Origin of the sequence: Nocardia sp. Root136 (assembly GCF_001427185.1) — a bacterium.
Lineage (GTDB): Bacteria > Actinomycetota > Actinomycetes > Mycobacteriales > Mycobacteriaceae > Nocardia > Nocardia salmonicida.
Window position 1 is genome coordinate 471,833 of the sequence record NZ_LMFE01000007.1, and the last position, 21,572, is coordinate 493,404.

At 66.7% G+C, this 21,572-nt stretch carries 26 protein-coding genes, 1 tRNA gene and 2 pseudogenes; 10 read left to right on the plus strand and 19 right to left on the minus strand.

Going from position 1 to position 21,572, the window contains the following annotated elements; all coding sequences use genetic code 11:
- Nucleotides 1–28 precede the first annotated feature (28 nt).
- Entirely contained in the window at nt 29–421 is a 393-nt protein-coding gene (locus ASD42_RS19125; protein WP_056818514.1) for an SCO5389 family protein, read from the plus strand.
- A 120-nt stretch (nt 422–541) separates the two neighbouring features.
- Here the strand turns inward: ASD42_RS19125 and ASD42_RS19130 are convergent, their stop codons facing one another.
- The 3 genes from ASD42_RS19130 to ASD42_RS19140 all read right to left on the minus strand — a co-directional run bounded on the left by ASD42_RS19130 (nt 542) and on the right by ASD42_RS19140 (nt 4,142).
- Nucleotides 542–2,176: a long-chain fatty acid--CoA ligase gene (locus ASD42_RS19130; RefSeq protein ID WP_056818516.1), complete on the minus strand. Its 1,635-nt coding sequence runs from the start codon at nt 2,174–2,176 to the stop codon at nt 542–544.
- Between the two features lie 111 nt (nt 2,177–2,287).
- The gene (locus ASD42_RS19135) at nt 2,288–2,668 is read right to left on the minus strand and encodes an ArsR/SmtB family transcription factor (RefSeq protein ID WP_056818518.1); all 381 of its coding nucleotides are present in this window, start codon (nt 2,666–2,668) and stop codon (nt 2,288–2,290) included.
- A gap of 55 nt (nt 2,669–2,723) precedes the next feature.
- The gene (locus ASD42_RS19140; protein WP_056818520.1) at nt 2,724–4,142 is read right to left on the minus strand and encodes a lipase family protein; all 1,419 of its coding nucleotides are present in this window, start codon (nt 4,140–4,142) and stop codon (nt 2,724–2,726) included.
- 159 nt (nt 4,143–4,301) lie between these two features.
- On the opposite strand from ASD42_RS19140, the gene ASD42_RS19145 reads away from it, so the two are divergent.
- Nucleotides 4,302–4,931 carry a TetR/AcrR family transcriptional regulator gene (locus ASD42_RS19145; RefSeq protein ID WP_056818522.1) on the plus strand — a complete coding sequence of 210 codons (630 nt, stop codon included), beginning with the start codon at nt 4,302–4,304 and terminating at the stop codon, nt 4,929–4,931.
- A 36-nt stretch (nt 4,932–4,967) separates the two neighbouring features.
- On the opposite strand, the gene ASD42_RS19150 is transcribed toward ASD42_RS19145, so the two are convergent.
- Nucleotides 4,968–5,567, minus strand: a complete 600-nt coding sequence (locus tag ASD42_RS19150) for a TetR/AcrR family transcriptional regulator (RefSeq protein ID WP_056818525.1) — start codon at nt 5,565–5,567, stop codon at nt 4,968–4,970.
- A 72-nt stretch (nt 5,568–5,639) separates the two neighbouring features.
- Here ASD42_RS19150 and ASD42_RS19155 point away from each other — a divergent pair, with 72 nt between their 5' ends.
- From ASD42_RS19155 to ASD42_RS19165, 3 genes are all read left to right on the plus strand, one after another.
- Nucleotides 5,640–6,779 (plus strand): acyl-CoA dehydrogenase family protein, encoded by a 1,140-nt coding sequence (locus ASD42_RS19155; RefSeq protein WP_056819274.1) that lies wholly within the window; start codon nt 5,640–5,642, stop codon nt 6,777–6,779.
- A 98-nt stretch (nt 6,780–6,877) separates the two neighbouring features.
- Complete coding sequence (locus tag ASD42_RS19160) at nt 6,878–7,633, plus strand: hypothetical protein (protein WP_056819276.1); 756 nt, start codon at nt 6,878–6,880, stop codon at nt 7,631–7,633.
- Nucleotides 7,634–7,706: 73 nt separating this feature from the next.
- Nucleotides 7,707–7,782 (plus strand) — tRNA-Arg (locus ASD42_RS19165).
- Nucleotides 7,783–8,046: 264 nt separating this feature from the next.
- Here ASD42_RS19165 and ASD42_RS34450 read toward each other — a convergent pair.
- The 5 genes and pseudogenes from ASD42_RS34450 to ASD42_RS19185 form a co-directional block, all read right to left on the minus strand.
- Nucleotides 8,047–8,238, minus strand: a complete 192-nt coding sequence (locus ASD42_RS34450) for a hypothetical protein (protein WP_156677506.1) — start codon at nt 8,236–8,238, stop codon at nt 8,047–8,049.
- Nucleotides 8,239–8,473: 235 nt separating this feature from the next.
- Nucleotides 8,474–9,222, minus strand: a pseudogene (locus ASD42_RS19170) (nucleotidyl transferase AbiEii/AbiGii toxin family protein).
- Entirely contained in the window at nt 9,203–9,859 is a 657-nt protein-coding gene (locus ASD42_RS19175) for a type IV toxin-antitoxin system AbiEi family antitoxin domain-containing protein (RefSeq protein ID WP_056819278.1), read from the minus strand. Before ASD42_RS19175 ends, ASD42_RS19170 begins: the two are co-directional and overlap by 20 nt.
- A gap of 95 nt (nt 9,860–9,954) precedes the next feature.
- The gene (locus ASD42_RS19180) at nt 9,955–10,383 is read right to left on the minus strand and encodes a hypothetical protein (protein ID WP_056818527.1); all 429 of its coding nucleotides are present in this window, start codon (nt 10,381–10,383) and stop codon (nt 9,955–9,957) included.
- Nucleotides 10,384–10,419: 36 nt separating this feature from the next.
- Entirely contained in the window at nt 10,420–11,586 is a 1,167-nt protein-coding gene (locus tag ASD42_RS19185) for a serine hydrolase domain-containing protein (protein ID WP_056818529.1), read from the minus strand.
- Nucleotides 11,587–11,736: 150 nt separating this feature from the next.
- Between ASD42_RS19185 and ASD42_RS19190 the strand changes: the two genes are divergently transcribed.
- Complete coding sequence (locus tag ASD42_RS19190; RefSeq protein WP_056819280.1) at nt 11,737–12,447, plus strand: helix-turn-helix domain-containing protein; 711 nt, start codon at nt 11,737–11,739, stop codon at nt 12,445–12,447.
- Here the strand turns inward: ASD42_RS19190 and ASD42_RS19195 are convergent.
- The 6 genes from ASD42_RS19195 to ASD42_RS19215 form a co-directional block, all read right to left on the minus strand.
- Nucleotides 12,429–13,004 (minus strand): dihydrofolate reductase family protein, encoded by a 576-nt coding sequence (locus tag ASD42_RS19195; RefSeq protein ID WP_056818531.1) that lies wholly within the window; start codon nt 13,002–13,004, stop codon nt 12,429–12,431. The two genes, ASD42_RS19190 and ASD42_RS19195, sit on opposite strands and share 19 nt — an antisense overlap.
- Before the next feature lie 187 nt (nt 13,005–13,191).
- A complete protein-coding gene (locus tag ASD42_RS19200; RefSeq protein WP_056818533.1) occupies nt 13,192–13,452 on the minus strand; it encodes a hypothetical protein in 261 nt (86 codons plus the stop codon).
- 158 nt (nt 13,453–13,610) lie between these two features.
- Nucleotides 13,611–13,778 (minus strand): DUF4236 domain-containing protein, encoded by a 168-nt coding sequence (locus ASD42_RS33905; RefSeq protein ID WP_082843603.1) that lies wholly within the window; start codon nt 13,776–13,778, stop codon nt 13,611–13,613.
- Nucleotides 13,779–13,817: 39 nt separating this feature from the next.
- The gene (locus tag ASD42_RS19205) at nt 13,818–14,099 is read right to left on the minus strand and encodes a hypothetical protein (RefSeq protein WP_162256216.1); all 282 of its coding nucleotides are present in this window, start codon (nt 14,097–14,099) and stop codon (nt 13,818–13,820) included.
- Nucleotides 14,100–14,228: 129 nt separating this feature from the next.
- Nucleotides 14,229–14,666: a DUF6194 family protein gene (locus ASD42_RS19210; RefSeq protein WP_056818537.1), complete on the minus strand. Its 438-nt coding sequence runs from the start codon at nt 14,664–14,666 to the stop codon at nt 14,229–14,231.
- 43 nt (nt 14,667–14,709) lie between these two features.
- The gene (locus ASD42_RS19215) at nt 14,710–15,531 is read right to left on the minus strand and encodes a helix-turn-helix transcriptional regulator (protein ID WP_056818539.1); all 822 of its coding nucleotides are present in this window, start codon (nt 15,529–15,531) and stop codon (nt 14,710–14,712) included.
- A gap of 131 nt (nt 15,532–15,662) precedes the next feature.
- On the opposite strand from ASD42_RS19215, the gene ASD42_RS19220 reads away from it, so the two are divergent.
- Nucleotides 15,663–16,127 (plus strand): hypothetical protein, encoded by a 465-nt coding sequence (locus tag ASD42_RS19220; RefSeq protein ID WP_056818541.1) that lies wholly within the window; start codon nt 15,663–15,665, stop codon nt 16,125–16,127.
- Here the strand turns inward: ASD42_RS19220 and ASD42_RS35725 are convergent.
- Nucleotides 16,109–16,549 carry an imine reductase family protein gene (locus ASD42_RS35725; protein ID WP_327153155.1) on the minus strand — a complete coding sequence of 147 codons (441 nt, stop codon included), beginning with the start codon at nt 16,547–16,549 and terminating at the stop codon, nt 16,109–16,111. The two genes, ASD42_RS19220 and ASD42_RS35725, sit on opposite strands and share 19 nt — an antisense overlap.
- Nucleotides 16,538–17,005: pseudogene (locus ASD42_RS35730) on the minus strand (NAD(P)-binding domain-containing protein); the annotation flags it as partial. The pseudogene ASD42_RS35730 and the gene ASD42_RS35725, both read right to left, overlap by 12 nt.
- A 238-nt stretch (nt 17,006–17,243) precedes the next feature.
- Here ASD42_RS35730 and ASD42_RS19230 point away from each other — a divergent pair.
- Nucleotides 17,244–18,230, plus strand: a complete 987-nt coding sequence (locus ASD42_RS19230) for an adenylate/guanylate cyclase domain-containing protein (RefSeq protein ID WP_056818545.1) — start codon at nt 17,244–17,246, stop codon at nt 18,228–18,230.
- Between the two features lie 79 nt (nt 18,231–18,309).
- A complete protein-coding gene (locus tag ASD42_RS19235) occupies nt 18,310–19,077 on the plus strand; it encodes an RluA family pseudouridine synthase (protein WP_056818547.1) in 768 nt (255 codons plus the stop codon).
- Nucleotides 19,078–19,100: 23 nt separating this feature from the next.
- Here the strand turns inward: ASD42_RS19235 and ASD42_RS19240 are convergent, their stop codons facing one another.
- Nucleotides 19,101–19,649 (minus strand): DUF4333 domain-containing protein, encoded by a 549-nt coding sequence (locus ASD42_RS19240; RefSeq protein ID WP_235569696.1) that lies wholly within the window; start codon nt 19,647–19,649, stop codon nt 19,101–19,103.
- 264 nt (nt 19,650–19,913) lie between these two features.
- Between ASD42_RS19240 and ASD42_RS19245 the strand changes: the two genes are divergently transcribed.
- Nucleotides 19,914–20,696, plus strand: coding sequence for a phosphodiesterase (locus tag ASD42_RS19245; RefSeq protein ID WP_056818549.1), 783 nt, complete (start codon nt 19,914–19,916; stop codon nt 20,694–20,696).
- An 87-nt stretch (nt 20,697–20,783) separates the two neighbouring features.
- On the opposite strand, the gene ASD42_RS19250 is transcribed toward ASD42_RS19245, so the two are convergent.
- A complete protein-coding gene (locus ASD42_RS19250) occupies nt 20,784–21,515 on the minus strand; it encodes a PIG-L deacetylase family protein (protein WP_056818551.1) in 732 nt (243 codons plus the stop codon).
- Between the last annotated feature and the right edge of the window lie 57 nt (nt 21,516–21,572).

Here is a 21,572-nt window from a genome sequence, read left to right on the forward strand (position 1 = left end):
ACCACCCCCCAAGCAGGAGGAGAGCGCCATGTCCCTCGATGTTCCCGCCGCACTACTCGAACGCGCCGAAAAGGGCGATATCGACGACGCCGAATTCGTCGAATGTGTCCGTACCTCACTGCCTTACGCATGGGAGGTGGTGAGCCGGGTCGCGGACGACCTGCGCACCGGCACCGATGAATACGCCGACAATCGGGTGCCGCCGCCGGACGAGGTGGCCCGCGGTCAGCTCCTGCGCGCCCTGGCCTCCGATGCCATTCGTGGTGGATTAGAGCGGCATTTCGGTGTGAAGCTGGCCTTCCAGAACTGCCACCGGGTCGCGGCGTTCCCGCTGTCGGCCGTCGGCGGGGAGACCTACACCCGCTACATCAGCCCGCGCGCCCAGCTCCTGAACCAGAGCCCCGAGCTGCGCAACTGCTGATTTTTCGGCGGCTGCTATTGCAGCACAAAGGCGGGCGTGGAAGCGATTCCACGCCCGCCTTTCTTGCTGCTACTTCATCGCGGCCCGAAGGGCCGCGATTCGAGCGCGCCAGCGCTCCGATTACACCGTGACGACGTCGAGCTCGCCTTCGGCGTACTGGGCGCGCAGGCGCTTCTTGTCGAACTTGCCGACGCTGGTCTTCGGGACCTCGGCGATGAAGGTCCAGCGCTCGGGCAGCTGCCACTTGGCGAACTTGTCGGCCAGGTAGTCACGCAGTTCGGCGGCCTCGGCGGCCGCGCCTTCGGCGAGCACGATGGCGACCAGCGGGCGCTCGTCCCACTTCTCGTCGGGCACACCGATGACGGCGGCCTCGGCGACGGCCGGGTGGCCCATCACCGAGTTCTCCAGGTCCACCGAGGAGATCCACTCGCCGCCGGACTTGATGACGTCCTTGGAGCGGTCGACCAGCGTGAGGTAGCCGTTGGGGCTGATCTTGCCGACATCGCCGGTGCGCAACCAGCCGTCGTCGAACTTGTCCGGGTCGATCTCCGCGCCGGTGGGCGAGTAGTAGGAGCCGGTGATCCACGCGCCGCGGACCTCGAGCTCGCCGAGGGACTCACCGTCGTTCGGCACGACCTTGCCGTCGTCGCCGACCAGACGGGCCTCGACGTTGGCCGGGAAGCGGCCCTGGGTGTAGCGGTATTCCCAGGCCTCGTCCTCACTGACACCGGAGGGCGCGTGCGCGACGCTGCCCAGCGGGGAGGTCTCGGTCATGCCCCACGCGTGCAGGATGCGCACGCCGTGCTTCTCCTCGAACGCGCGCATCATCGCGGGCGGCACCGCGGAACCGCCGACCACGGCGGTGCGAAGGTGCGAGATGTCCTGCGGCGCGGCGGCCAGCGCGGCCAGCACGCCGCCCCAGATGGTGGGCACCGCGGCGGCGAAGGTCGGCTTCTCGGCCGCCATCATCTCCAGCAGCGGGCCCGGCTGCAGGAAGCGGTCCGGCATCAGGACGTTCGCGCCCGACATCAGCGCCGCGTACGGCAGGCCCCACGCGTTGGCGTGGAACAGCGGCACGATCGCCAGCACGTAGTCCGAGCCCTGGAAACCCATGCCGTTGGGCGAGTTCACCTGCATGGCGTGCAGCCAGTTGGAGCGGTGCGAGTAGACGACGCCCTTCGGGTCGCCCGTGGTGCCGGAGGTGTAACACATTGCGGCAGCGGAGCGTTCGTCGACGACGGGGAAGTCGAAGTCGGCGGACTGGGCGTCGAGCAGCTCGCGATAGGAGTGCACCGTCACGCCGTCGGGCGCGGTGAGCGCGGCGGCATCGCCGTTGACGACGATCACGTGCTTCACGGTCTTCAGGTTCGGTAGGTACTGCGCGAACAGCGGCAGCAGCGTGCCGTCGACGAGCACCACCTTGTCCTCGGCGTGATTGGCGACGAAGACCAGCTGCTCGGGGAACAGCCGGATGTTGAGCGCGTGCAGCACCGAGCCCATCGCGGGCACCGCGATGTAAGCGACCATGTGCTCGTTGTTGTTCCACATGAAGGTGCCGACGCGGTCGCCCTCTTCGATGCCGAGCCCACGCAGCGCGTTGGCCAGCCGAGCCGAATCCGCACCCAGCTCGCGGTAGGTCATGGTGCGAACACCGTCACCGGTCCATGTGGACACAGTCGAATCGCCCTGGAAAGTTGCGGCATAGTTGAGCAGTTTGGCCAGCGAGAGCTGGTCGTCCTGCATGGTGCTCAGCATCGGTGCTCCTTCAAGTCCCTGCCGTGGCATGAGCCACGTCACACCGGATGTTACCGAAAGGTTTGAACCTCGCAATCGTTTCCTCCGACAACATTCCTGCAGGTCGGCTGGTCATCGCGAACCAGGAGGCGCTTCATGGGGCGGCTGACCATCGGGGCCACTATGGTGCGACGGCACGCCCGGGCCTGCGTGTTCGGCGTTGTGCACAGCGTCGACTACCAGCCTGCGGACGTGGTCGTTGTCGAGGCTGTAGAAGATGGTCGTGCCCTCTCGGCGGGTTCGCACGAGACGGGCCATGCGCAGTTTCGCCAGATGCTGGGACACCGAGGGCCCCGGCTTGCCGACCCGGTTCGCCAGTTCGTTCACCGAGAGTTCATTGTCGGCAAGCGCCCACAGGACCTGGACTCGCGTCGGGTCGGCCAGCATGCGGAACACCTCGACCACCAAGCCCACCTGATCTTCGGCCAGCGGCGAGCGGTCATCTGCATTCATGCGCAGATAATAGATCGCCGACCGCGGTCCCCCGTAACCACCGATCCGAGGTTCGTCAGACCGACATGCCCAGTGCCGACGCGAGCGTCTGGCCGAGGGCGCCGACGAACGCGTCGAAGGCACCGGGATCGAGAATCTGGCTGTATACATCGCGGTTATGGCAGCCCGCCGGTGCAGGCACGCCGTTGAGTCGGTCGTTCAGCCACATCGCGACCGAGCCCGCGCCCGAGACAGCCGCGATGCCGTGTTCGCTGAACAGGTCGCGGGTGTAGGAGACCGTCGCGGCCGGATCCTGGCAGTAGGTGTCGTAGAGCTTGTTGACGGCGTTGATCGGCATCGCCTCGTCCAGCGGCGCCTGGTAGATGTAGAGCGGGGCGGTCGGGGTACCACGGTTTCCGAGGGTCAGTTCGTCGAGCACCGTCTGCATTTCGGGAGCGCGCATCGGGTCGCCGGGATAGTCGAAGAGGCCCTTGATGTTCACGAACGGGAACGCCGCGAATTGCACCGCGACACATTGCTCTTCGTGCACCACTCGCAGACCCTTGCCGAGCGGGTTCATGTACTGGTCGATGAATCGGTCGACTTCGGGATATTCGCGAGCGACACCGAACAGCCCGCCGAGAACGGCGCCGCCGAAGGTCGACGTCGCGTTGTTGTAGTCCACGGCGGCCCGGATATCGGCGAGCAGGCCGCCGGTCGCCGAGCCGACCAGGTTCAGTTCGGGCGCGTACTCCTGCTGTAGTTCGGCGGCATGCGCGGTGGGAATCGCACCGCCGGAGTATCCCCACATCGCGGTGCGGGTCGCCGCGCCGGACAACCCGGCTCGATCGAAGTTCTGCGCGGCGCGAATTCCGTCGAGGGTGATCCGGCCGCCGAGCGGACCGACGGCGTAGGCCGCGTCGGGGCCCTGATGATCGGGCACCACGACCGCGTGCCCGAGTTGCAGCATCGACTGCACCTCGATGAATTCCAGCCCGATCACGCTGTTGAGCGGATTCGGCAGCGATCCCATCTGCAGGGCGTAGGACGGCGCGCAGTTCTGCGACAACGAATCCTCGGCGAACTGGAAGGAGACCAGACTGCGCTCCCCGCTCGGTGCGGGCCGATGCGGCACGATCACCGTCGCGACGGCGGGAATCGCTTCGCCGCGAGTATTGGTGCTGCGGTAGGACAACTGCCAGGCGCGCACGTCGATCGGTATCAACCAGAAGTTGGCCAGGTTCACCTGTCGCGCGGACAGAATCTCGCCGGGTGCGGCCGCGGCCACCCGGGCCGGGTCCGGGTTGTAGAAGGCGGGGTCGAGGAACGGCGGTGCGGGCGGCACCGGGAACGGCAGCGGCGGGGCCACCGGCACCGGATCCGCCACGGCCGGACTCGCCACGGCGGGGCAGGTCGCGACCGTGAGCCCGGCGATCAGCGCCAGGCATGCCCCCGCGAGCACCCTGCCGGTGCTGCCTGTGGTGGCGATCTTCATATTCGGCTCCTCGAATCCCCAGGTGGCGGCGTGTGCCAACCATAAAAGAGAGTGATTGTTTCCTAAGTGGGACGACTGTAGGACGAGGAGAGCCACTGTGTCAACGATCACGTCCCCCGGGGATCGCCGACGGCCGCCGGAACGGCAGGATGATCGGCCATGACCGCCGCTACCCCACGCCCACGCCGCACTCAGGAGCAACGCCGTGCCGCGACGGTGGCCAAACTCGTCGACGCGACGATCGCGGCGATCGGCGAGCTGGGGTACCAGCGCACTACCGTCCAAGAAATCTGCGGGCGCGCCGGACTGTCCGTCGGCGCGATGTTCCGCCAGTTCGACAGCAGGCTGGACCTGATCGTGCGGACCGCGGACGAAGTCTTCGCTCGCCAACTCGCCGCGTTCCGAGCGCTGATGGAACACCTGGGCGCACAAGAGGATTCGCTCGACACCGCCCTGCGATTCCTGCGCGAGGCCCAATCCTCCAACATCACCCACGCGCTGCGTGAGATCTACCTCGCCGCCCGCTCCGATGCCGAATTGCGCGCCCGCATCGAGCCGACGGTGGCGAGCTACTACGCCGCGATGGTCGACGGCGTCGAGCAGACCGGCGTACTGAGCCAGTTCCCCGACGAGCTTCGAGAATCCGTCTTCTTCCTGCTCCTACACCTGTTTTCGGGCGAGGCGATCGTCCGCCCCGTCTATGCCCGCCCGGACCTGGATGCCTCGATCCTCACCTTGATCGAAAACATGCTCAGGACCTACGCCGAGTCCCTGCCCACCGGCGATTAGTTACCTGCGTGATCGCCCCGTCGCGACCGGATTCGCTCAGCGCAAAGCGATCTCGGCGAGCGCGGTCCAGTCGGCCAGCACTTGTTTGCGACGAACGCGGTCACGTCCGACCATCTCGTCGAGAGTGGCGCCTCGGACCAGGTTGATGGTGAGCCAGAAGGTGCTCTCCAAGCGCTCACCGGTGATGGCCGGGTCGATCAACCCGGCACAGCGGTCGAGCAGCTCGACGGTGAGTTCGTGCTGCACCCGCAGCATTTCGCGGCGCAGCGCCGCGTCGTTGGCGATTCCCACATACAGCTCCACCGCGGCACGACCGAGCTTGCCCGAGAAGGTAGCGGTCACCAACTCCACCAGCACAGCGCCCGCCGACGTGCCGTCCGGCATCGCTTTCGCCTTGCGCAGCATCGCTTCTCGCTGACGATCGGTGAGATGGCCGATGGCCTGAGCGAAGAGTTCACCGCGCGTGTGGAACTGATGCAGCTGCGCACCACGTGTCACGCCGGCCCTGGCCGTGATGTCGGCGATGGAGGCGCCCGCGTAGCCGACCTCGGCCAGACTCTCGATGGCGGCATCGAGCAGCAGCGTCCGGGTCCGCAGACTCTTCTCCTGATGCTTGTTCGGTGGCAGCGCAGACATAACTCCAGTATAGGGCTACAAAATTACATGTCACGTTGCACGCAATTCAGTGCTCAGCGTACTGTCATGAGCATGGCTGTAGACCGGATGTTGCCCACCGACGAGGCACGCGAGCTGATCGAACTGACCCGCGACATCGCCGACAAGGTGCTCGAGCCGCGTGTCACCGACAGCGAGAAGACCGGAGTCTTCCCGGACGGCGTGTTCCCGGCGCTCGGCGCGGCCGGGTTGCTCAGCCTGCCGTACCCGGAGGACTTCGGCGGCGGCGCCCAGCCGTACGAGGTGTACCTCCAGGTGCTCGAGGAAATCGCGAGCCGCTGGGCCGCCGTCGCCGTGGCGGTGAGCGTGCACGGGCTGTCCTGCCATCCGCTGTTCACCTACGGCACCGACGAGCAGAAGCAGCAATGGCTCGACGGCATGCTCTCGGGTGAAACCATCGGCGCCTACAGCCTTTCCGAGGCCCACGCCGGTTCCGACGCGGCCGCGCTGCGCTGCCGCGCCACCCCCGTCGACGGCGGCTACAACCTCAACGGCACCAAGGCCTGGATCACCAACGGCGGCCGCGCCGACTTCTACACCCTGTTCGCCCGCACCGGCGAGGGTTCGCGCGGCATCTCCTGCTTCCTGGTCCCCGCCGACACCGCGGGTCTGAGCTTCGGCAAGCCCGAGGAGAAGATGGGCCTGCGTGGCATCCCCACCACCACCGCCGCCTACGACGACGCCTTCCTGCCCGCGCAACGTCGCATCGGCGAAGAGGGACAGGGACTTTCGATCGCCTTCAGCGCCCTCGACGCGGGCCGCCTCGGCATCGCCGCCGTCGCCACCGGTGTCGCCCAGCGCGCACTCGACGAAGCGGTGGCCTACGCCAAGGAACGAGAAGCCTTCGGCCGCAAGATCATCGACCATCAGGGCCTCGGCTTCGTCCTCGCCGACATGGCGGCCGCCGTCGACACCGCCCGCGCCACCTACCTCGACGCCGCCCGCCGCCGCGACGCCGGCCTGCCCTACTCCCGGCAGGCCTCGGTCGCCAAACTCGTCGCCACCGATGCGGCCATGAAGGTGACCACCGACGCGGTCCAGGTCTTCGGCGGCTACGGCTACACCCAGGACTTCCCGGTCGAGCGCTACATGCGTGAAGCCAAGGTCATGCAGATCTTCGAAGGGACCAATCAGATCCAGCGCCTGGTCATCGCTCGACATCTGGCAGGGTAGCTAATCTGTAATGCACTGATCATCGCCGGTTAGTGCGTTTGGGCAACTGTTCAGTAAACTGAACAGCATCTCGAGACCTCGACGAAATGAGGCACGCGATGCTGTGGTGGTTGATCGTGATCGTGATCGTGTCGGTGGGCGCTCTGCTGTACCTGCGTGCCGAACAGAACAAGCGCAACGCGCGCGAGCTCGAGGAGGCACAGGCCGACGCGAGGGCGACTATCGAGCGGCTCGGCGGGCAGGTCTACCAGCTGTCGCCGAGCAACGAAGCGGCCCGTCAGGCGTTGGCCGACGCGTCCGAGCGGTACAACGCCGCAGGCGGCCAGATCGACCGCGCGAGCTTGCCCGTGCAAGCCCAACTGGCCAAGCAGTCCGCCCTGGAGGGCCTCTACTACATTCGCGCCGCCCGCACCGCGATGGACATGGACCCCGGTCCGCCGATCCCGGCCATCGCAGGCCAGGACATCGCAGGCCAGGTCGACGAGAAGCGCACCGTCGCCCACAACGGCCGCACGGTCACCGCGTCGCCCTCCCCCTCGGCAGGCACCCCGAACTACTTCCCCGGCGGCCGCGTGGCGGGTCGCCCCGTCCCGGCCGGGTGGTACTCCGAGCCGTGGTGGAAGCCCGCGCTGATCGCGGGAGCCTGGGGTGCGGGGTCGGCCCTGCTGTTCACGACGATGTTCGCCGGAATGGGCGGGGTCGGCTACGACGCGCAGGCGTTCGAGGACGGCACCGGCGACGTCGCCGCCGATCCCGGATACGACCAGGGCGGATACGACCCCGGCAACTCCGATACCGGTTTCGACAGCGGAAGCGGCTTCGACAGCGGCGGCGGCGGTTTCGACGCCTTCTGATCTCCACCCAACGGGCCTACTCCACCGACCTCGGCCCCACGCTATACTCAGCTCGGCCAGCCGAGGCTGCCACGCCTTCGTAGCTCAGGGGATAGAGCAACCCTCTCCTAAAGGGTAGGTCGCAGGTTCGAATCCTGCCGAGGGCACCACAGACCATCGAGGCCCCACCCCATGTCCTAAAGGGCAGGTCGCAGGTTCGAATCCCGCCGAGGGCACCACAGTCTGCACAGGTCAGACTGAGTTCTTTCGCAGGTCGAAGCCCTTCCAAGCAATCCGGTACGCAGAGAGTACGCAGCAGCAATTCCGTCCGAGCAGTGTCGAGCTTTGACGCGACGTCCGCTACCAGCAGTTCCGCGCTCTGGGGGCCACTACGGGCCATGGGCGTACGTGAAACGGGTGCACGCCGGCGTCGATCACTGGCGACTCCCGACCTCGTCGGCGAGGGTGAATACTGCGGTGGGCTGGTGGCGGGTGAGCCAGCCTTCTCCCGCGAGGCGCATACGCAATGCCTCAGTTCCCGGCCGATCCCCGAGCATTCCGAGTTCGGCAGCAACCTGCGCGGTGCGCAACCCGCCGTCGGCGCGGGCAAAACACCGCCATGACACCGACGACATCGTTTGTGCTGGTGCGGATCTCAGTGATCGTCTCGCGCGTGATCTGCCATCCCGCAGACGAACCGTAAATGAGCACAGGCGGGTAATGATCCGCCGCAATGTCGAGCCGCTCGGCTACCACTCATCGGCTAGTCGAGTGCGGTCCGCCCCTGAGGAGGCGGGGTGGCGCGAAACAAACTTGATGGCCATGCCGAATTCCGGACGGGGTGAACGCGACGCTTCACAATCACTCCGTAACACGTGCCCAGGCATCTCGAACCGCGGACAGCGCGGTCTCGGCGCTGATCGCCAGTCGAGTCTGCCCGGCCAATTGCGCGTTCCAGTCGTCCTCGTCCGGTGCCCGATCGAACAATTGCGGGGTGGGGAGCCGGTTGGTCGGGCCGTACCTCCGGTACAACGCTCCCGCAGCGCCGTCGATCGCGCCGATGTCGTTCAGCGCCCAAAGATCCCACAGGTCGCGTGATGCGCGCCTGTCGTGCCATGTTGCGGTCTTCCCGGCAACAAACGCGGGCAATGTGGGCACGAGAGTTCGGCCGGTGGCACATCGCTGTAGCGCTGCTCGAGGTCGCGGAGTTCAGTCGGCCACACCGGTCTGCCACGTGCCGACAGCAGCTGGATCTTGACAGACACACCGGATGCGGAGCGAAGGTGGGCGGCGCCGGTATCCGGGACATTGCTCAACGACGGTGCCCATTCCAGCCGACCGTAGGTCCGCGCGACCGATCGCGGCAAAGCAGCGTCGAGTTCGGCTGCCAGCGCCGTTCGGTTGTCCAGCGCAACCAGATCGATGTCCTCGCTGAGCCTGCCACTCGCCAGATATGTACGGGCAAGAGCAGTTCCATCGATGAAATACAGTCGGTCGCCGAACCCGCGGCTGATTGCCGCTAGCAGATGGGAGATCAGATGGTCGCGCTCGACCTGCTCCGGCGGAACTCCGAATTGAACCGCGACACCGTCACGTTCGTCGATGCTCATATCCCACCCAACTTTCCGCACGTCGAAGCGCCGCACCCCGCCGCTGGTCCGTAGCGAGCTGTGCAAGTCTCGCCGAATCACTACGACGGTAGAGCGACTCGATCGCCGGACGAACCTCTGCCTCAGCGTTGCCCAGTTCCGGGCGCCGGGCAAGATCGAGCACGGTCTGCTCCGGCGTCGTGACCAGCACCGGTCCCAGCTGCGTTTCGACCCGCTCCGCGTCGAGTGCTTCGGTATCGCGGCGGACGAACCGGACCTGTGCCGAGCGGTCGGTCAGTGCAATCGGCCGGTGCTGGCCCGGAACCGCGACAACCGCGGTCGCCAGTGCACGAGGCACAGCTCCCAGCACGCGGGCCGCGCTGATTCCCATGACAATGGCCTGATCCGGCCCGTAAATCGAAGATGCAATACCCGCGGCGGCTGCCTCGAGGCCAGGCAGCCAGGTCCGGCCGACATAGTCCGGCGGGACGATGATGTAGTAGCCGTAAGCAACGCGGTGCAGCACGCCCCGATCGACGAGCCGTGCGATCTCGGGCCGCGGTTGGGCGTAGATGCCTGCCAAGTCCTGCGGCCGCAGGGTTCGAAGCGGTGCCCGCCAGAGCTCACTGGGCAGCACGGTGCTGCGATGCTCAGCCATCAGCACCACCTCCCGAAGAGTGTGCATTCAGTTGGCTATTACCCAACGAAATGCATACTACCGGATCGCTGTGGCCCTTGTTTCGAGTGTCCTGCCTACGGGAGCGGTAGGCAGGAGCTTCCGGTGTTCACACCTCGCCCGACGACCTCGACCGTCACGTACCCCGTAGAGGTGACCTGCCCGGGTTTGAACTGCTGGGCGAAGACGTTTTGGCTACCGGAGTACACCGGGGTCCACTCGAAGGTCGCGGTGCCGTTCTCCGGGTGGTAGACGGCGACCCCGAGCCGCTCACCGTTGCCGGGGACCGAACCACCGCTGATGCCGACAGTCACCTCGCCTGCCTCGGAAACCGGTGCGTCGACCCCGACGGTCACCGTATAGGCGCACCCGGTACGTAGTCCTTCGGCCGGCTGCTCCACGCTCACTCCGGTGACCGCGGCGGTCGCGTGCGGCGCGGCCATGATCATGGTCGGCACGGCACCGAACACCACGGCGAGGCCGAATCTGCGAGTACGGACGTTCATTGGCGATCCTCTCGTTTGCACCCACTGTGCTCCCGATCACCGCCCGGCGCCAGACCCGCCTCGGTTTTCGCAGAGCGCGTGGTCCACCGATTCTTCCGCCGCGCGCAGTTGCGCGAACCCCTTGCTGTGCGTGACATCTTCACCGACCGCGAGGGTGGCCGACAGCGAGACGACAGCGCTGCGGTTACCGTCCTCGGTCACTCCTACGTTGGTGAGAAAGCCCGTCTGGCCGCCGTTGTGCATCCAATAGGTCCCGCCACACGACAGCGGCACCGAGAACAGGCCGAGACCGTAGCCCGCACCCGGCCAGACCTGCCCGATCACGCCGTCGACCGGCACCGTTCTCCTCATCTGCGCCAGTTCCTCGGGTCGTAACAGCTTGCCGCCGAGGAGGCTTCGATAGAACGTGCCCACATCGGCGGTGGTGGAGAGATAGCCAGCGGAGGCGTCAGCGTCCACCAACTCGGTGACGTCGATCAGCGGCCCGTCGACCTCGAATTGCTGGTAGCCCCTCGCGTGCGGGGTGGGCAGCACGGCCGTGTCACCGGGCCAGTGGGTATCTCGCAGCCCGAGCGGTTCGAGGATTCGCGCACGGACCTCGTCGTACCAGGGACGGTCGACCGCCCGCTCGATGATCATGCCCAACAGGACGTAGCCGACGTTGGAGTAGGACCACCCCGTGCCCGGTGCGAAATCGGGTGCGTTCCGCATGGCCGATGCCACGGTCTCGCGCGGGTCGCGCACCTGATAGCGAAGCCGGTAATAGTCGTCGACGGTCGCCATTTCGGGCGCGCTTTCATGAATACCGCTGGTGTGCTGAAGAAGTTGACGGACCGTGATCCCGTCTCCGTCGTTCCCGTTGCCGTGCACCGTATCCGGGACCCACTGCTGAACGGTGTCATCGAGCGTGAGACGCCCCTCGCCGACCAGCATGAGGACCACGGTCGCGACCATCGTCTTGGTCAGACTGCCGATCCGGAAATGGCCAACTGGTGACACCTGTTCCGAAGTAACGGCATCCGACTGCCCCGCCACCCGGGACCGATCGGTACCAGCCGCGACATCCACAACCCTGGCCTGTACTCCAGTGGTGCCGAGCGCCGCGATCGCATCGACGTCGCGTTGCAGGATGTCGGGCTCGACCCCACAGCCACTGACTACCGAGACCAGAGCAAGCACTACGGCCGTCATCACAGATCGCATCGGGCGCCCCTTTCGCACAAGCGGCAACCTATCGACGGCCCACGCTGCGCGACATCACCCCGCGGTACTGCATCACAGTCCCCTCGGTACCGATCTCGACCGCCCCTGGTATCAGCTCGAATGGTCGTAGCAGCGATTAGGATCGTGGCGGTGGGATTGGTGTTCGAGACCCGACGGTCGGACTCGCCGTGGGTGGAGTCGGTCTGGACCTGCCGGAGTGAGCAGGTCGCGGAGATGACCTCCGTGGCGACCGAGACCTGGGGATTGGTGTTCTGGGAGCAGCAGGGCGTGCCCTGTGCGGCGGTCACCGGACCCGAAGTCGCCACCGGCACCGCGCCCGTTCCCGAGGAGGCGGACTTCGTCGGCATCCAGTTCGCGGTCGGTACCTCGCTGCGCGCGGTGACCGCCACGACGCTGGTCGACAGCGGGATCGTCCTGCCCGACGTCACCGACCGGGGTTTCTGGCTGGACGGCGCCCACTGGGAGACTCCGCACGTCGATGACGCGGAGGCCCTGGTTCAGCGGCTCGTCGACCACGAGGTCGTGGTCCGCGATCCCCTGGTCGCCGACACACTGCGCGGCATGGCGCCGGCGATCACCGAACGCACGCTCGAACGTCGATTCCGGGCGGCGACGGGCCTCACCCAGGGCGCGGTGCGTCAGATCGAGCGGGCGCGCACCGCGGCGCTACTGCTGAGCGCGGGTGAGATGCCGGGCGATGTCGTCGACAAGCTCGGCTACTACGACGAGCCCCACCTCGCCCGCGCGCTGCGCCGATTCGTCGGCCGGACGGCGCGGCAGCTGCGCGAGGGCGGCAGTGGTGTGATCGCGCTGGATCTCACTCAGCGCACGACGTCGTAGACGAGCTTGGCGACGCCGTTGGAGTAGGTCGCCGAGTCGCGCAGGCGCAGTTGCTGTTTGGGTCGATCCGCCCGGCCGAACAGGCTCTTGCCCGCGCCGAGCAGCACCGGGAACACGAGCAGGTTGTATCGATCGATCAGGTCGGCGTCCGAAAGACTTTCTGCCAGTGCGGCGCTGCCGTGGATGTAGATCGGCCCGCCCTCGGTCTGCTTGAGCTTTTCGATGTCCTCGGTCGAGCGCAGGAGGGTGATCTCGCCCCAGCCGTCGATCAGCGCGTCGTCGGTCAGCGACGAGGAGACAACATATTTGGGCAAATCCTTGTAGGCTGCGTGATCCTCGGAATCGCGCCAGATCGGGGCGAACGCCTCGTAGCTGCGACGGCCGAACATCAGCGCGGTGGTATCGGCGAGCTCCTCCCCCTTGAGCGAAAACGCCTCCGGCACGAACTCGGTCTCCATCACCCACCCGCCACTGCGATGCCCCTCGACCTTCCCGCCGGGCGAGTCGACCACACCATCGAGCGACATGAACCCTGTGTAAACCAGTTCGCGTGCCATCACAATCCTCCTGAATACGAGCGTCGGAAACTGCCTGCGGTCAGCCTAGGGAACCCTCCCCTACCCTGTCTTGGACGAAACCGACACGGTTGTTCCTCGCCCGAGGTAGCACGAGCCGAGCGTTCGATCGCCTGCGCGCCGGGCTGGAGCCTTGAACCGTGGCCGGTTCGCCCCACCCCGCACGTCGCTAGCCGTCGACGTCCACAGCCGGTGCCTGCTTTGCGTGGATAGCGATGCGGCGTGCGGCAATACGAGCTGACCGACGGTCGCGGCTTTCAGCGGTGCGACGGGTGCTGGTCGATTCGTGTTCGCGGATCGGCTCGGCGGCCTCCGCTCGATCGCCTCCCCCGAAACGATCACGAACCCGGTGCACCGCAGCGGCGACCACGTCCCACAGATAGGCCGCGACAACGAGCAGGATCAGACCCGCGCCCGCGATCGCGAACACGGGCCCGAATGCGCTCTCTATCAAAAACTTCCACACAGAACCAGTTCCCCCATGCATGTGCGGCGGTGCCGCGCTGATGACAACTGGCGAATGTTACAGCCGACGGGACATAACCGCGACCGTGCGGGTCGCGGTGGGTGTCAACCGATCGGGCTGGGTCAGCGTTGGCGCCAGCTCAGCGGGCCGGGGAGGTCGACGCTGTTCTTTCGGGTGCGGGAGTTCCAGGACCATGGGCCGATTTTGATGCCCCAGGACGACAGGCCCGCTTGGGTGAAGTTGAACTTCAGCGGACCGAAGGATTTGCGTTGACGGAACTTGATGGGCATGAGTGGCCTCCCTGATCGCCACCAGGATAGCCGATCTGGTTACGCCCCATCGGTTTCCGAACCTCTACGACGACGAGCGACGGCGAACATGGTGAAGCCGGCGGCGAGGGCCACGGTTACGGCGAGGGCCAGCAGGATCAGGGGGAGGGTGGCCATGGCGTCGGTTCGGCTCGCGCCGCTGCGGCGGATCAGCAGAGCGGCGACCAGGGGTCCGATCATTGCCAGCGCCGCGGCTATCGACAGCAATCCACCGGTGACCAATTCGACGGAGTCGAGTCTGACATCGACTAATGACCGCATCGGCCGGATAGGTACTGACATGACCTCCCCTTTCGTTGGTATCTGAAAGGTACCGCGCCGAATGGAATAACCGCCGCCATAAGACCAGCCGTCGCGTAAATCGATATCAGCAAATTAATAGCGACTGAAAAGTGTCAGCGGTCGACGGGGCTATTCGGCCGCGCGACGCTCGGATCGCGCCCGGGCCCGGTCGTGGGCTTCACGCAACATCTCACGGATTGACGCGTCGGTAGCGGCCCCCGGATTCACCACCGCGAGCCAGTTCGCGGCAGCGTAGAGGGGGTGGGCGACGACGGTGTCTTCGAGACTCGCGTCGGTCGGGGCGGCCGCATCGGTGAAGGTCGTCTTGCTCACGGCGATGTTGACGCGGAAGCTGCCGGGGCGGTTCAGGTCGGAGGTCTCGTCGCCGGGGTAGTCCTTGGTCACGATGGTGGCGAAGGGCTGACCGGCGGGGACGACACCGTCGGGGGCGTAGTAGAAGAAGGTGTCGCCCCAGGCGATCTCGGGGGCCTCACTCCCCTCGGTCGGCTGCATGGCCAGCACTCCACCGAGGCCGGTCACGTACTCGATGATTTCCTCGATTGTCATGCCTCGAGCGTCTCATCCAGACGCGGCTTGCTCCAAGAACCGGTCAGCTGACGCCGACCAGTTCCCGCGCGGACAGCGCGTCGACGGCGTCGCGGGCGGCCGATCCGGGATCCACCGTGTACACCACCAGCATCTGATCCGCATCGCCTGGCAGGTTCAATGTCTCGTATCCGAATTCGATCCGGCCGACCACTGGATGGTGAATAAGTCTGTTGCCGTGCGAATTACCCGCCGGGGGTTGGATCGACCAGATGCGGTGGAACACCGGATTGCCCGCGGTGAGTTCGTCGATGAGCGAGGTCAATCGGCGATCGCGCGGGCAGCGGGTCACCTGGCGACGCAGGTAGGCGGCGGTCTCCGCGGCGACCGGCTCCCAGTCGGGATAGAAGATGCCCGCGTCGGGGTGCAGGACCGTGAAGCGAGCCAGATTACGTTCGGATTCGGCGGCCGCGAAACCGAATACCTTGTCGCCCATGGCATTCCAGGCCAGTGCTTCCATGTGGCGGCCGAGCACGAACGCGGGCGTCGTGATCGAGTCGAGCAGCAGTCGGGTGCCGGAGCGGATCGTCGGGGCGTAGTTGTAGTCGGGGTCGGCGGGGCGGACCAGCGTGTAGAGGTGGTCGCGCTCGGCAGCGTCGAGACGCAGGGCGCGGGCGACGGAGTCGAGCACCGAATCGGGGAAGTCCTCGCCGCGACCCCGCTCCAGCCGGGTGTAGTAATCCACGCTCATTCCGGCCAGCTGGGCGACTTCCTCGCGTCGTAGTCCGACCATCCTGCGGCGACCGTATTCGCTCAGTCCGACGGCGGCGGGTTGGATGCGGGCTCGCCGGGTCCGAAGGAACTCGCCGAGAGCGGGTGACGACATGGCAGCCAGCGTAGAAGGTAGATGCGCGCTCGCGTGCATCGCGTCTTGCGAAGGGATTTGTTCGACCGGTTAACGAGGTGCGGCGTGGCGGCGAAATACCAGGTAACACCACGTCGAGGGAGGACGCCGAAGTGTTGATTCGATCCGCACTCACCATCATCTCCGGGGCCGCGCTGGCAGTCGGATTCCTGACAGGCGGGCAAGCCGCCGCCCAATCGGGACTCGGCGATTACACACCGGTCGACCCCGTCGAGTACCAGGTCAGCGAACCCGAATACGCGGGCAGCGTCTTCTTCACCACGCCCGACGGCCGGCACTGCGCCATCTACTGGAACAACGGCCCGGCCGGGTGTGACGCCGTCCCGATCGACGCGCCCGCGGGCACCGACCAGCTCCGGGTGGGAATCCTCGAAGCGGCGCACTTCGTCGACGCCGACAGCCCGATCTTCACCCACCCGGCCGCGAAGGTGCTCCCCGAAGGTCACCGGATCACCCGGGAGAACACCACCTGCGGCGTCGGGTACCAGGGGACGGTGAGCTGCGAGGTCGGCGAGCACGGCTTCACCCTGTCGGCCACCTACAGCGTGCTGCGCTGACCCGTTTTCAACTGCTCGATCACCGCGGTGATGCTCTGCGCACCGTGCCCGGCAGCGACCGCACGGCTCAGCAGCTCGTGCATCGGGGCGTGCCAGGACAGGTCGACGCCCGTTTCGGCGCCGAGCCGCGCATCGTCGGCGGCGGCGGTGTGGAACAGCTCGACCGACGAGCCGAGACGGGTGTAGTCCTCGTCGTCGATTTCGCCCGCCAGGACCGGCAGCAGCGACTCGATCATCTGCAACCACTTCACCGAATAGGGCACCATCGTCGAGGCGGGAAGCCCGCGGGAAGCCAGCACCGCCGCGCCCTCGAAGAAGCCGAGTAGCGCCGGGAGCAGGGTCGCGCCGACTGCGGATTCGTAGAGCGCGGCCAGATCCGGTTCAGCGCCGAGGAATTCGAGTTCGCCACCGAGAACGCGCAAGGTGGCGGCGTGGGTGTCGAACACGTCGCGATCACCGCCGAAATACAGCAGCGTGTTCGGATCGCCCACGGCCGCGGGCACATTCTTGATCGCACCACCGAGAAAGCGGGCGCCCTCGCACCGTGCGAACCGGGCGAATCCCCGTGCTCGGTCGGGTGTTCCGCTGTTCAGGGTGATGAGATCGCGACCGGCCAGCCCGTCGACACCGAGCAGGCTGTCGCGCGTGGCGGCGAAGGTGGTGAGGCAGGAGATGATCACCGGGCTCGCGGCGACGGCATCGGCGATGTCGGGGTGCGCGGTCGCGCCCGCGGCCGCCAAGGCCGCCGTTCGTTCGTGGCTGCGGTTCCAGACCTGGGTGCGGTAGCCCGCGGCGAGGAAGGCGCCGGCCAGCGCGCTGCCCATCGATCCGGTGCCGAGCACCGTCACCGATTCCTTGATCATCTCGACTCCTGTCCTGGCGGGGCGATCGGACGATCTCCCCGGACCGAGTGTCGATTCGGGCCCTCACGCGGACAAGTACGCACTTTCGCCATCAGTTGCGCACCGGCAGGTAAGCGACCAGGTGACAGGTATCGGGGTCAGCGGCACTGTGCCTGGTGTCACCGGCGGGGAAGCGGGGTCCGGATTTATGAACGTTGCCAATGCGAAGACGAGGATGCCTGTCGCTCGCGCCACACAGTCGTAGAGTCTGGGTATGTCGGACCCCGAGATGACCGAGTTGGTGCAGCGCAGCGTCGAAGAGGCGCTGCTCGGTGGACCGCGGCGGTATACGCGCACGCAGGTGGCCGAGCAGTCGGGGGTGCCGGAGGCGGAGTCGCGGCGGCTGTGGACGGCGCTGGGATTTCCGGCCAATGAGGACGATCAGGTCGACTTCACGCAGATCGACATCACGGCGGTCACCAACTTTCGGAGCATGAAAGTTGTTCCCGCGTCGAATATTCGGCAGCAGGCCGCAGCTGCTCGGACCATCGGTCAGGGCATGGCGCGGTTGGCGGAGTGGCAGGCCGACCTGGTGCTGGCCGAGATCAAGGCGCGCGTCGTCGCGGGCGATCCTGCGATTCCACTGGCGGAACGGGTCAGTGCCGCAACGGAATCCACCATGGCGAGCATCGATCAGTTGCAGTCGTATGTGTGGCGCAGGCACCTGGCGGCAGCGGTCGCCAGGTCGAGCGAGACGCAGGGCGAAGGCTCGTTGCGGACGCTGGCGGTGGGATTCGCCGACATGGTCGGCTACACCAGGCTTACCAGACACCTGCACCACGACGAATTGTCCACGCTCCTCGAAGCTTTCGAGTCGACCACCACCTCGGCGATCACCGACAACGGCGGCTGGGTGATCAAGAACGTCGGCGACGAGGTGATGTTCGCCGCCGAGACCGCGACCGCCGCCGGCCACATCGCGCTGGCCATCCAGGAATCGACCATGCTCGTCGGCGGCACCCCGGAACTGCGCGTCGCCTTCGCCTACGGCGAGGTGCTGCAGCGCTTCGGTGACCTCTACGGCTCGGTGGTCAATATCGCCGCCCGCCTCACCGGCGTCGCCCGACCGGGCAACATCCTCATCGACGACGCCGCCGCGGATGCCCTCGACGGCCACCCCGATTTCGCCATCCGCCACCTGCGCAGCGTGCGCGTGCGCGGCTTCAACCGTCTACGCCCCCACCGCCTGCGGCAGGCATGATCGGCCCGTGCGACGTTGCGCCGCGGCTCGCTGACCAGCCGTCGAGCAGAGCGGGAACACCATTGCCTAGGGTGTCGTAGTGGACTTGGATTGGCGCAGCGTGCGCGAGGAATACACCGTGTTCGCCGATGACGCGGTGCTCGCGTTGAACAAGCCGTCGGGGATCTCGGTGACCGGCGAGCGCCACGACACCGATCTGGTGGAGTTGGCGCAGGCGGCGGGGACGCAGCTGTATCCGGTGCACCGGATCGACAAGGTGACCTCCGGACTGGTGCTGCTGGCTACCGATCTGGCCGCACACGGACCGCTGACCAGGCAGTTCAACAATCAGACCGCGCGTAAGGCGTATCTGGCGATCGTGTCGGGCGCCGAGCTGCCCGATCGCGGCGAGATCGATCTGCCATTGAGCGTGGGGCGCAAGAATCGGGTGCGTATCGCGGCGCCGAGGGAAGCGATCAAGCGCGAGGGTGATCGGTGGTTCATCGAAGAGGCAGACCTGCTGCCTGCGAAGAACTATCCGTCGCGGACCTTGTTCAGCACCGTCGCCCGGCACGGCGATCACGCGCTGCTCGCCGTGCGGCCGGTGACCGGGCGACGCCATCAGATTCGCGTGCAGCTGGCCTGGATCGGTCATCCGATCCTGGGTGACCCGCTGTTCGACCGCACCGCCGCGCTCCCCCGCACCCACCTGCATTCCTGGCGACTCGGCCTCGACGCCGCCTGGCTGACCCCACCGGTCCTCGACCTCGAGGCCACCCCCGGACCCGACTTCTGGGCGCCGGTGACGCGCGACCCCGACGAGGCCGCGCGGCTACTCGACACCGCGCGGCAGCTCATCGGCGGCTGACCTCGACCGGCGGCCACCGGGGGCTATTCCACGAGTCGCCAGTCGCTGTCACCCGCGTTGCGGGCAGTCACCTCGATCGTGCCCGAGTCGCCCTGCGCATCGAGTGCTGTGCAGGTGAAGGTGCTGCCGACCTCGACGATCTTCAGTCCCTGCCCGCAGTCCACCGTCACCGGAAAGCCCACCTGGCTCGCGACATCGGTGGTGAGTCCGTTCGCGGTCGCGGCGAGGTCGAACACGACGTCACGGGTCGTGAACTTCACCGCGCCCTCGTCGTTTTCGACCGTCACATCGACGCGTACGTCGTTGCCGCCGAGGTCGGCGACGCAGACGAAGGTGTCGCCGGCCTTCGGATCGTCGGCCAGTCGTGGACATTTCACCGAGGAGACCTTGCGCGACATCGACGCGTAGGCGTTGTCGAGCTCCGTCGTGATGTTCTTCTCCAGCGCCCCGTAATCCGGGCCGCCGATCGAGACCGACGCATTGCACCCGAACAGGGCGAGCGTCAACGGAATCGACAAGGCACTCAGTACGACTCGGGTACCGGGATGACGCACAGCATCAGTGTTGGACACATAGACAAAGTTACGCAACGTCGAGCCTCGAACGTACGAGAATGCTCGCGCAGGTTTCCCGCTAGTGCATCGGCGCGCGACGCACGCCGGAACGGCCCGATCCGCGGGCGTGAAAGGTGACACAGACCACTGAACAGGTTTTCGGCCGTGGTACGGCTCATGAAGACGAAAAATCGCAGGTCATCTAGCCTGGAGAGGTGTCGATGAGTCATACCGGCGCACTCTGACGCAACGGAGCGATCCCAGAGAAGAAAGCGACTGCCGATGATCCTGGCGGCTCAGCTCAGCGATACCCACTTCGACCTCAGCGCGCGCAACACCGAACGGGTGGAGGCGGTGATGGGGTACCTGGCGGACCTGCCACGCAGGCCCGACGTCATCCTGGTGACCGGCGATATCACCGATTCCGGCACGCCGGAGCAGTACGCGCAAGCACGCCTGGCGCTGCAGGGCGGTGACATCCCCGTGTACCTGCTGCCCGGCAACCACGACGACCGCGTGAACTTCCGCACCGTCCTGCTGGGCGAGCCCGCCTCGACCACCCCTGTCAACAGCGTCCACCGCGTCGGCCCGCTCACCGTCATCATGCTCGACTCGAGCATCCCGGGCAAACCGGCCGGCCTGCTGGGCGAGGACACCTTCGACTGGCTGCGCGCGACGCTCGCCGAGGCGCCCGACGGCCCCATCCTGGTGGCCCTGCACCACCCGCCCAAGCGGGTGTTCAGTCCCGTGGTCGATGTCATCGCGCTCGCCGATCCCGGCCGACTGGCCGCTGTCGTGGCAGGCGATCCACGCGTTGTCGGCATCCTCACCGGCCACGCCCACTCCCCCATCGCGACGACCTTCGCGGGCAAACCCATGATCACCGGCCCCAGCACCGCCTCGGTCCTCGGCGGCGAATGGGAACTGACGCTGCCCCACCGCGTCATGGACTATGCCCCGGACCCGGCCATCGCCCTGCACGTCATCGATGAGAACTTCGGCCTCACAACGCATTTCCGCACAGTGGCGATGGGCGGCTGGCTAGCCGAGCCCCCGCCCGCCTGAGCATCGGCTGTCTCGGGCACACGGCAGCGACGACGACGCGGTGCTCGCCGGCGACGAGTCGGTGGCCCAACCGAGGTCGGTGAAGGTTCACACCGCCACGGATTCACGCACTTCGGCGGCGACAACGAAGGTCTCCTCGGCGACCAGCTCGTGTAGCAACGCTTCGTCGACCGAGGCGGTGAGCGCGCCGGTCTGGGTGGACATCGCACGCAAGGCGGCGATCTTGCGGTCGAGCGCGGCGCCGCTCAGCGTGTGGTTCAGCGGGATCTCGGCCCGGGGCACGCCGAGGGGGCGAAGCGGGCTCATGTACATGTTCCACTCCTCGTAGAGCGGCATGAAGCGCGCGAGTTTCTCGGCGGACGGCACCGCGTACAGCAGCCGTCCGGGGCGCCCCGCGGATCGCCAGGCGTGGGTCACCCAGCGATGGACGGCGATGTGGTCTAGATGGAAGGTCATGCCCTCCGGTCCGAATGTGAGAACAGTGTCGGGCCTGACTTCGGCGAGCAGATCAGCGGCCCAAGCATTTCCGGCCAGATCGTGCATCGGGAACTCGCCGTCGGGAAAGTCGTCGACGCGGTGTTCGGTTATGCCGAGAACCGCCATCGCGGCAGCGGCTTCCCAGCGACGAACCCGGCCGAGGCGTTCTGGCGGCCAGTTCACCGAGTCTTCGGTGCCCATCTCGCCGGCCGACGCGGTGGCGCACACCACTCGTTGACCGTTGTCGCGCGCGGCCGCCATGATTCCGGCGGCCAGGTAGGTTTCGTCGTCGGGGTGGGCCCAGATCGACAGGATCGTGCCCAAATCTTCGATTGCGATCATGGGTTCAGCGTGCGAGGACGCCCTGTCAGCGGGCTGTCAGGCGCCGCGCGGTCGGTG

Excerpts from the sequence above, each read along its gene's own strand:
- ASD42_RS19125 (WP_056818514.1), top strand. The coding sequence starts at position 29 with ATGTCCCTCGATGTTCCCGCCGCACTACTCGAACGCGCCGAAAAGGGC.
- ASD42_RS19130 (WP_056818516.1), bottom strand. The coding sequence starts at position 2,176 with ATGCTGAGCACCATGCAGGACGACCAGCTCTCGCTGGCCAAACTGCTC.
- ASD42_RS19135 (WP_056818518.1), bottom strand. The coding sequence starts at position 2,668 with ATGAATGCAGATGACCGCTCGCCGCTGGCCGAAGATCAGGTGGGCTTG.
- ASD42_RS19140 (WP_056818520.1), bottom strand. The coding sequence starts at position 4,142 with ATGAAGATCGCCACCACAGGCAGCACCGGCAGGGTGCTCGCGGGGGCA.
- ASD42_RS19145 (WP_056818522.1), top strand. The coding sequence starts at position 4,302 with ATGACCGCCGCTACCCCACGCCCACGCCGCACTCAGGAGCAACGCCGT.
- ASD42_RS19150 (WP_056818525.1), bottom strand. The coding sequence starts at position 5,567 with ATGTCTGCGCTGCCACCGAACAAGCATCAGGAGAAGAGTCTGCGGACC.
- ASD42_RS19155 (WP_056819274.1), top strand. The coding sequence starts at position 5,640 with ATGGCTGTAGACCGGATGTTGCCCACCGACGAGGCACGCGAGCTGATC.
- ASD42_RS19160 (WP_056819276.1), top strand. The coding sequence starts at position 6,878 with ATGCTGTGGTGGTTGATCGTGATCGTGATCGTGTCGGTGGGCGCTCTG.
- ASD42_RS19175 (WP_056819278.1), bottom strand. The coding sequence starts at position 9,859 with ATGGCTGAGCATCGCAGCACCGTGCTGCCCAGTGAGCTCTGGCGGGCA.
- ASD42_RS19180 (WP_056818527.1), bottom strand. The coding sequence starts at position 10,383 with ATGAACGTCCGTACTCGCAGATTCGGCCTCGCCGTGGTGTTCGGTGCC.
- ASD42_RS19185 (WP_056818529.1), bottom strand. The coding sequence starts at position 11,586 with ATGCGATCTGTGATGACGGCCGTAGTGCTTGCTCTGGTCTCGGTAGTC.
- ASD42_RS19195 (WP_056818531.1), bottom strand. The coding sequence starts at position 13,004 with ATGGCACGCGAACTGGTTTACACAGGGTTCATGTCGCTCGATGGTGTG.
- ASD42_RS33905 (WP_082843603.1), bottom strand. The coding sequence starts at position 13,778 with ATGCCCATCAAGTTCCGTCAACGCAAATCCTTCGGTCCGCTGAAGTTC.
- ASD42_RS19205 (WP_162256216.1), bottom strand. The coding sequence starts at position 14,099 with ATGTCAGTACCTATCCGGCCGATGCGGTCATTAGTCGATGTCAGACTC.
- ASD42_RS19210 (WP_056818537.1), bottom strand. The coding sequence starts at position 14,666 with ATGACAATCGAGGAAATCATCGAGTACGTGACCGGCCTCGGTGGAGTG.
- ASD42_RS19215 (WP_056818539.1), bottom strand. The coding sequence starts at position 15,531 with ATGTCGTCACCCGCTCTCGGCGAGTTCCTTCGGACCCGGCGAGCCCGC.
- ASD42_RS19230 (WP_056818545.1), top strand. The coding sequence starts at position 17,244 with ATGTCGGACCCCGAGATGACCGAGTTGGTGCAGCGCAGCGTCGAAGAG.
- ASD42_RS19245 (WP_056818549.1), top strand. The coding sequence starts at position 19,914 with ATGATCCTGGCGGCTCAGCTCAGCGATACCCACTTCGACCTCAGCGCG.
- ASD42_RS19250 (WP_056818551.1), bottom strand. The coding sequence starts at position 21,515 with ATGATCGCAATCGAAGATTTGGGCACGATCCTGTCGATCTGGGCCCAC.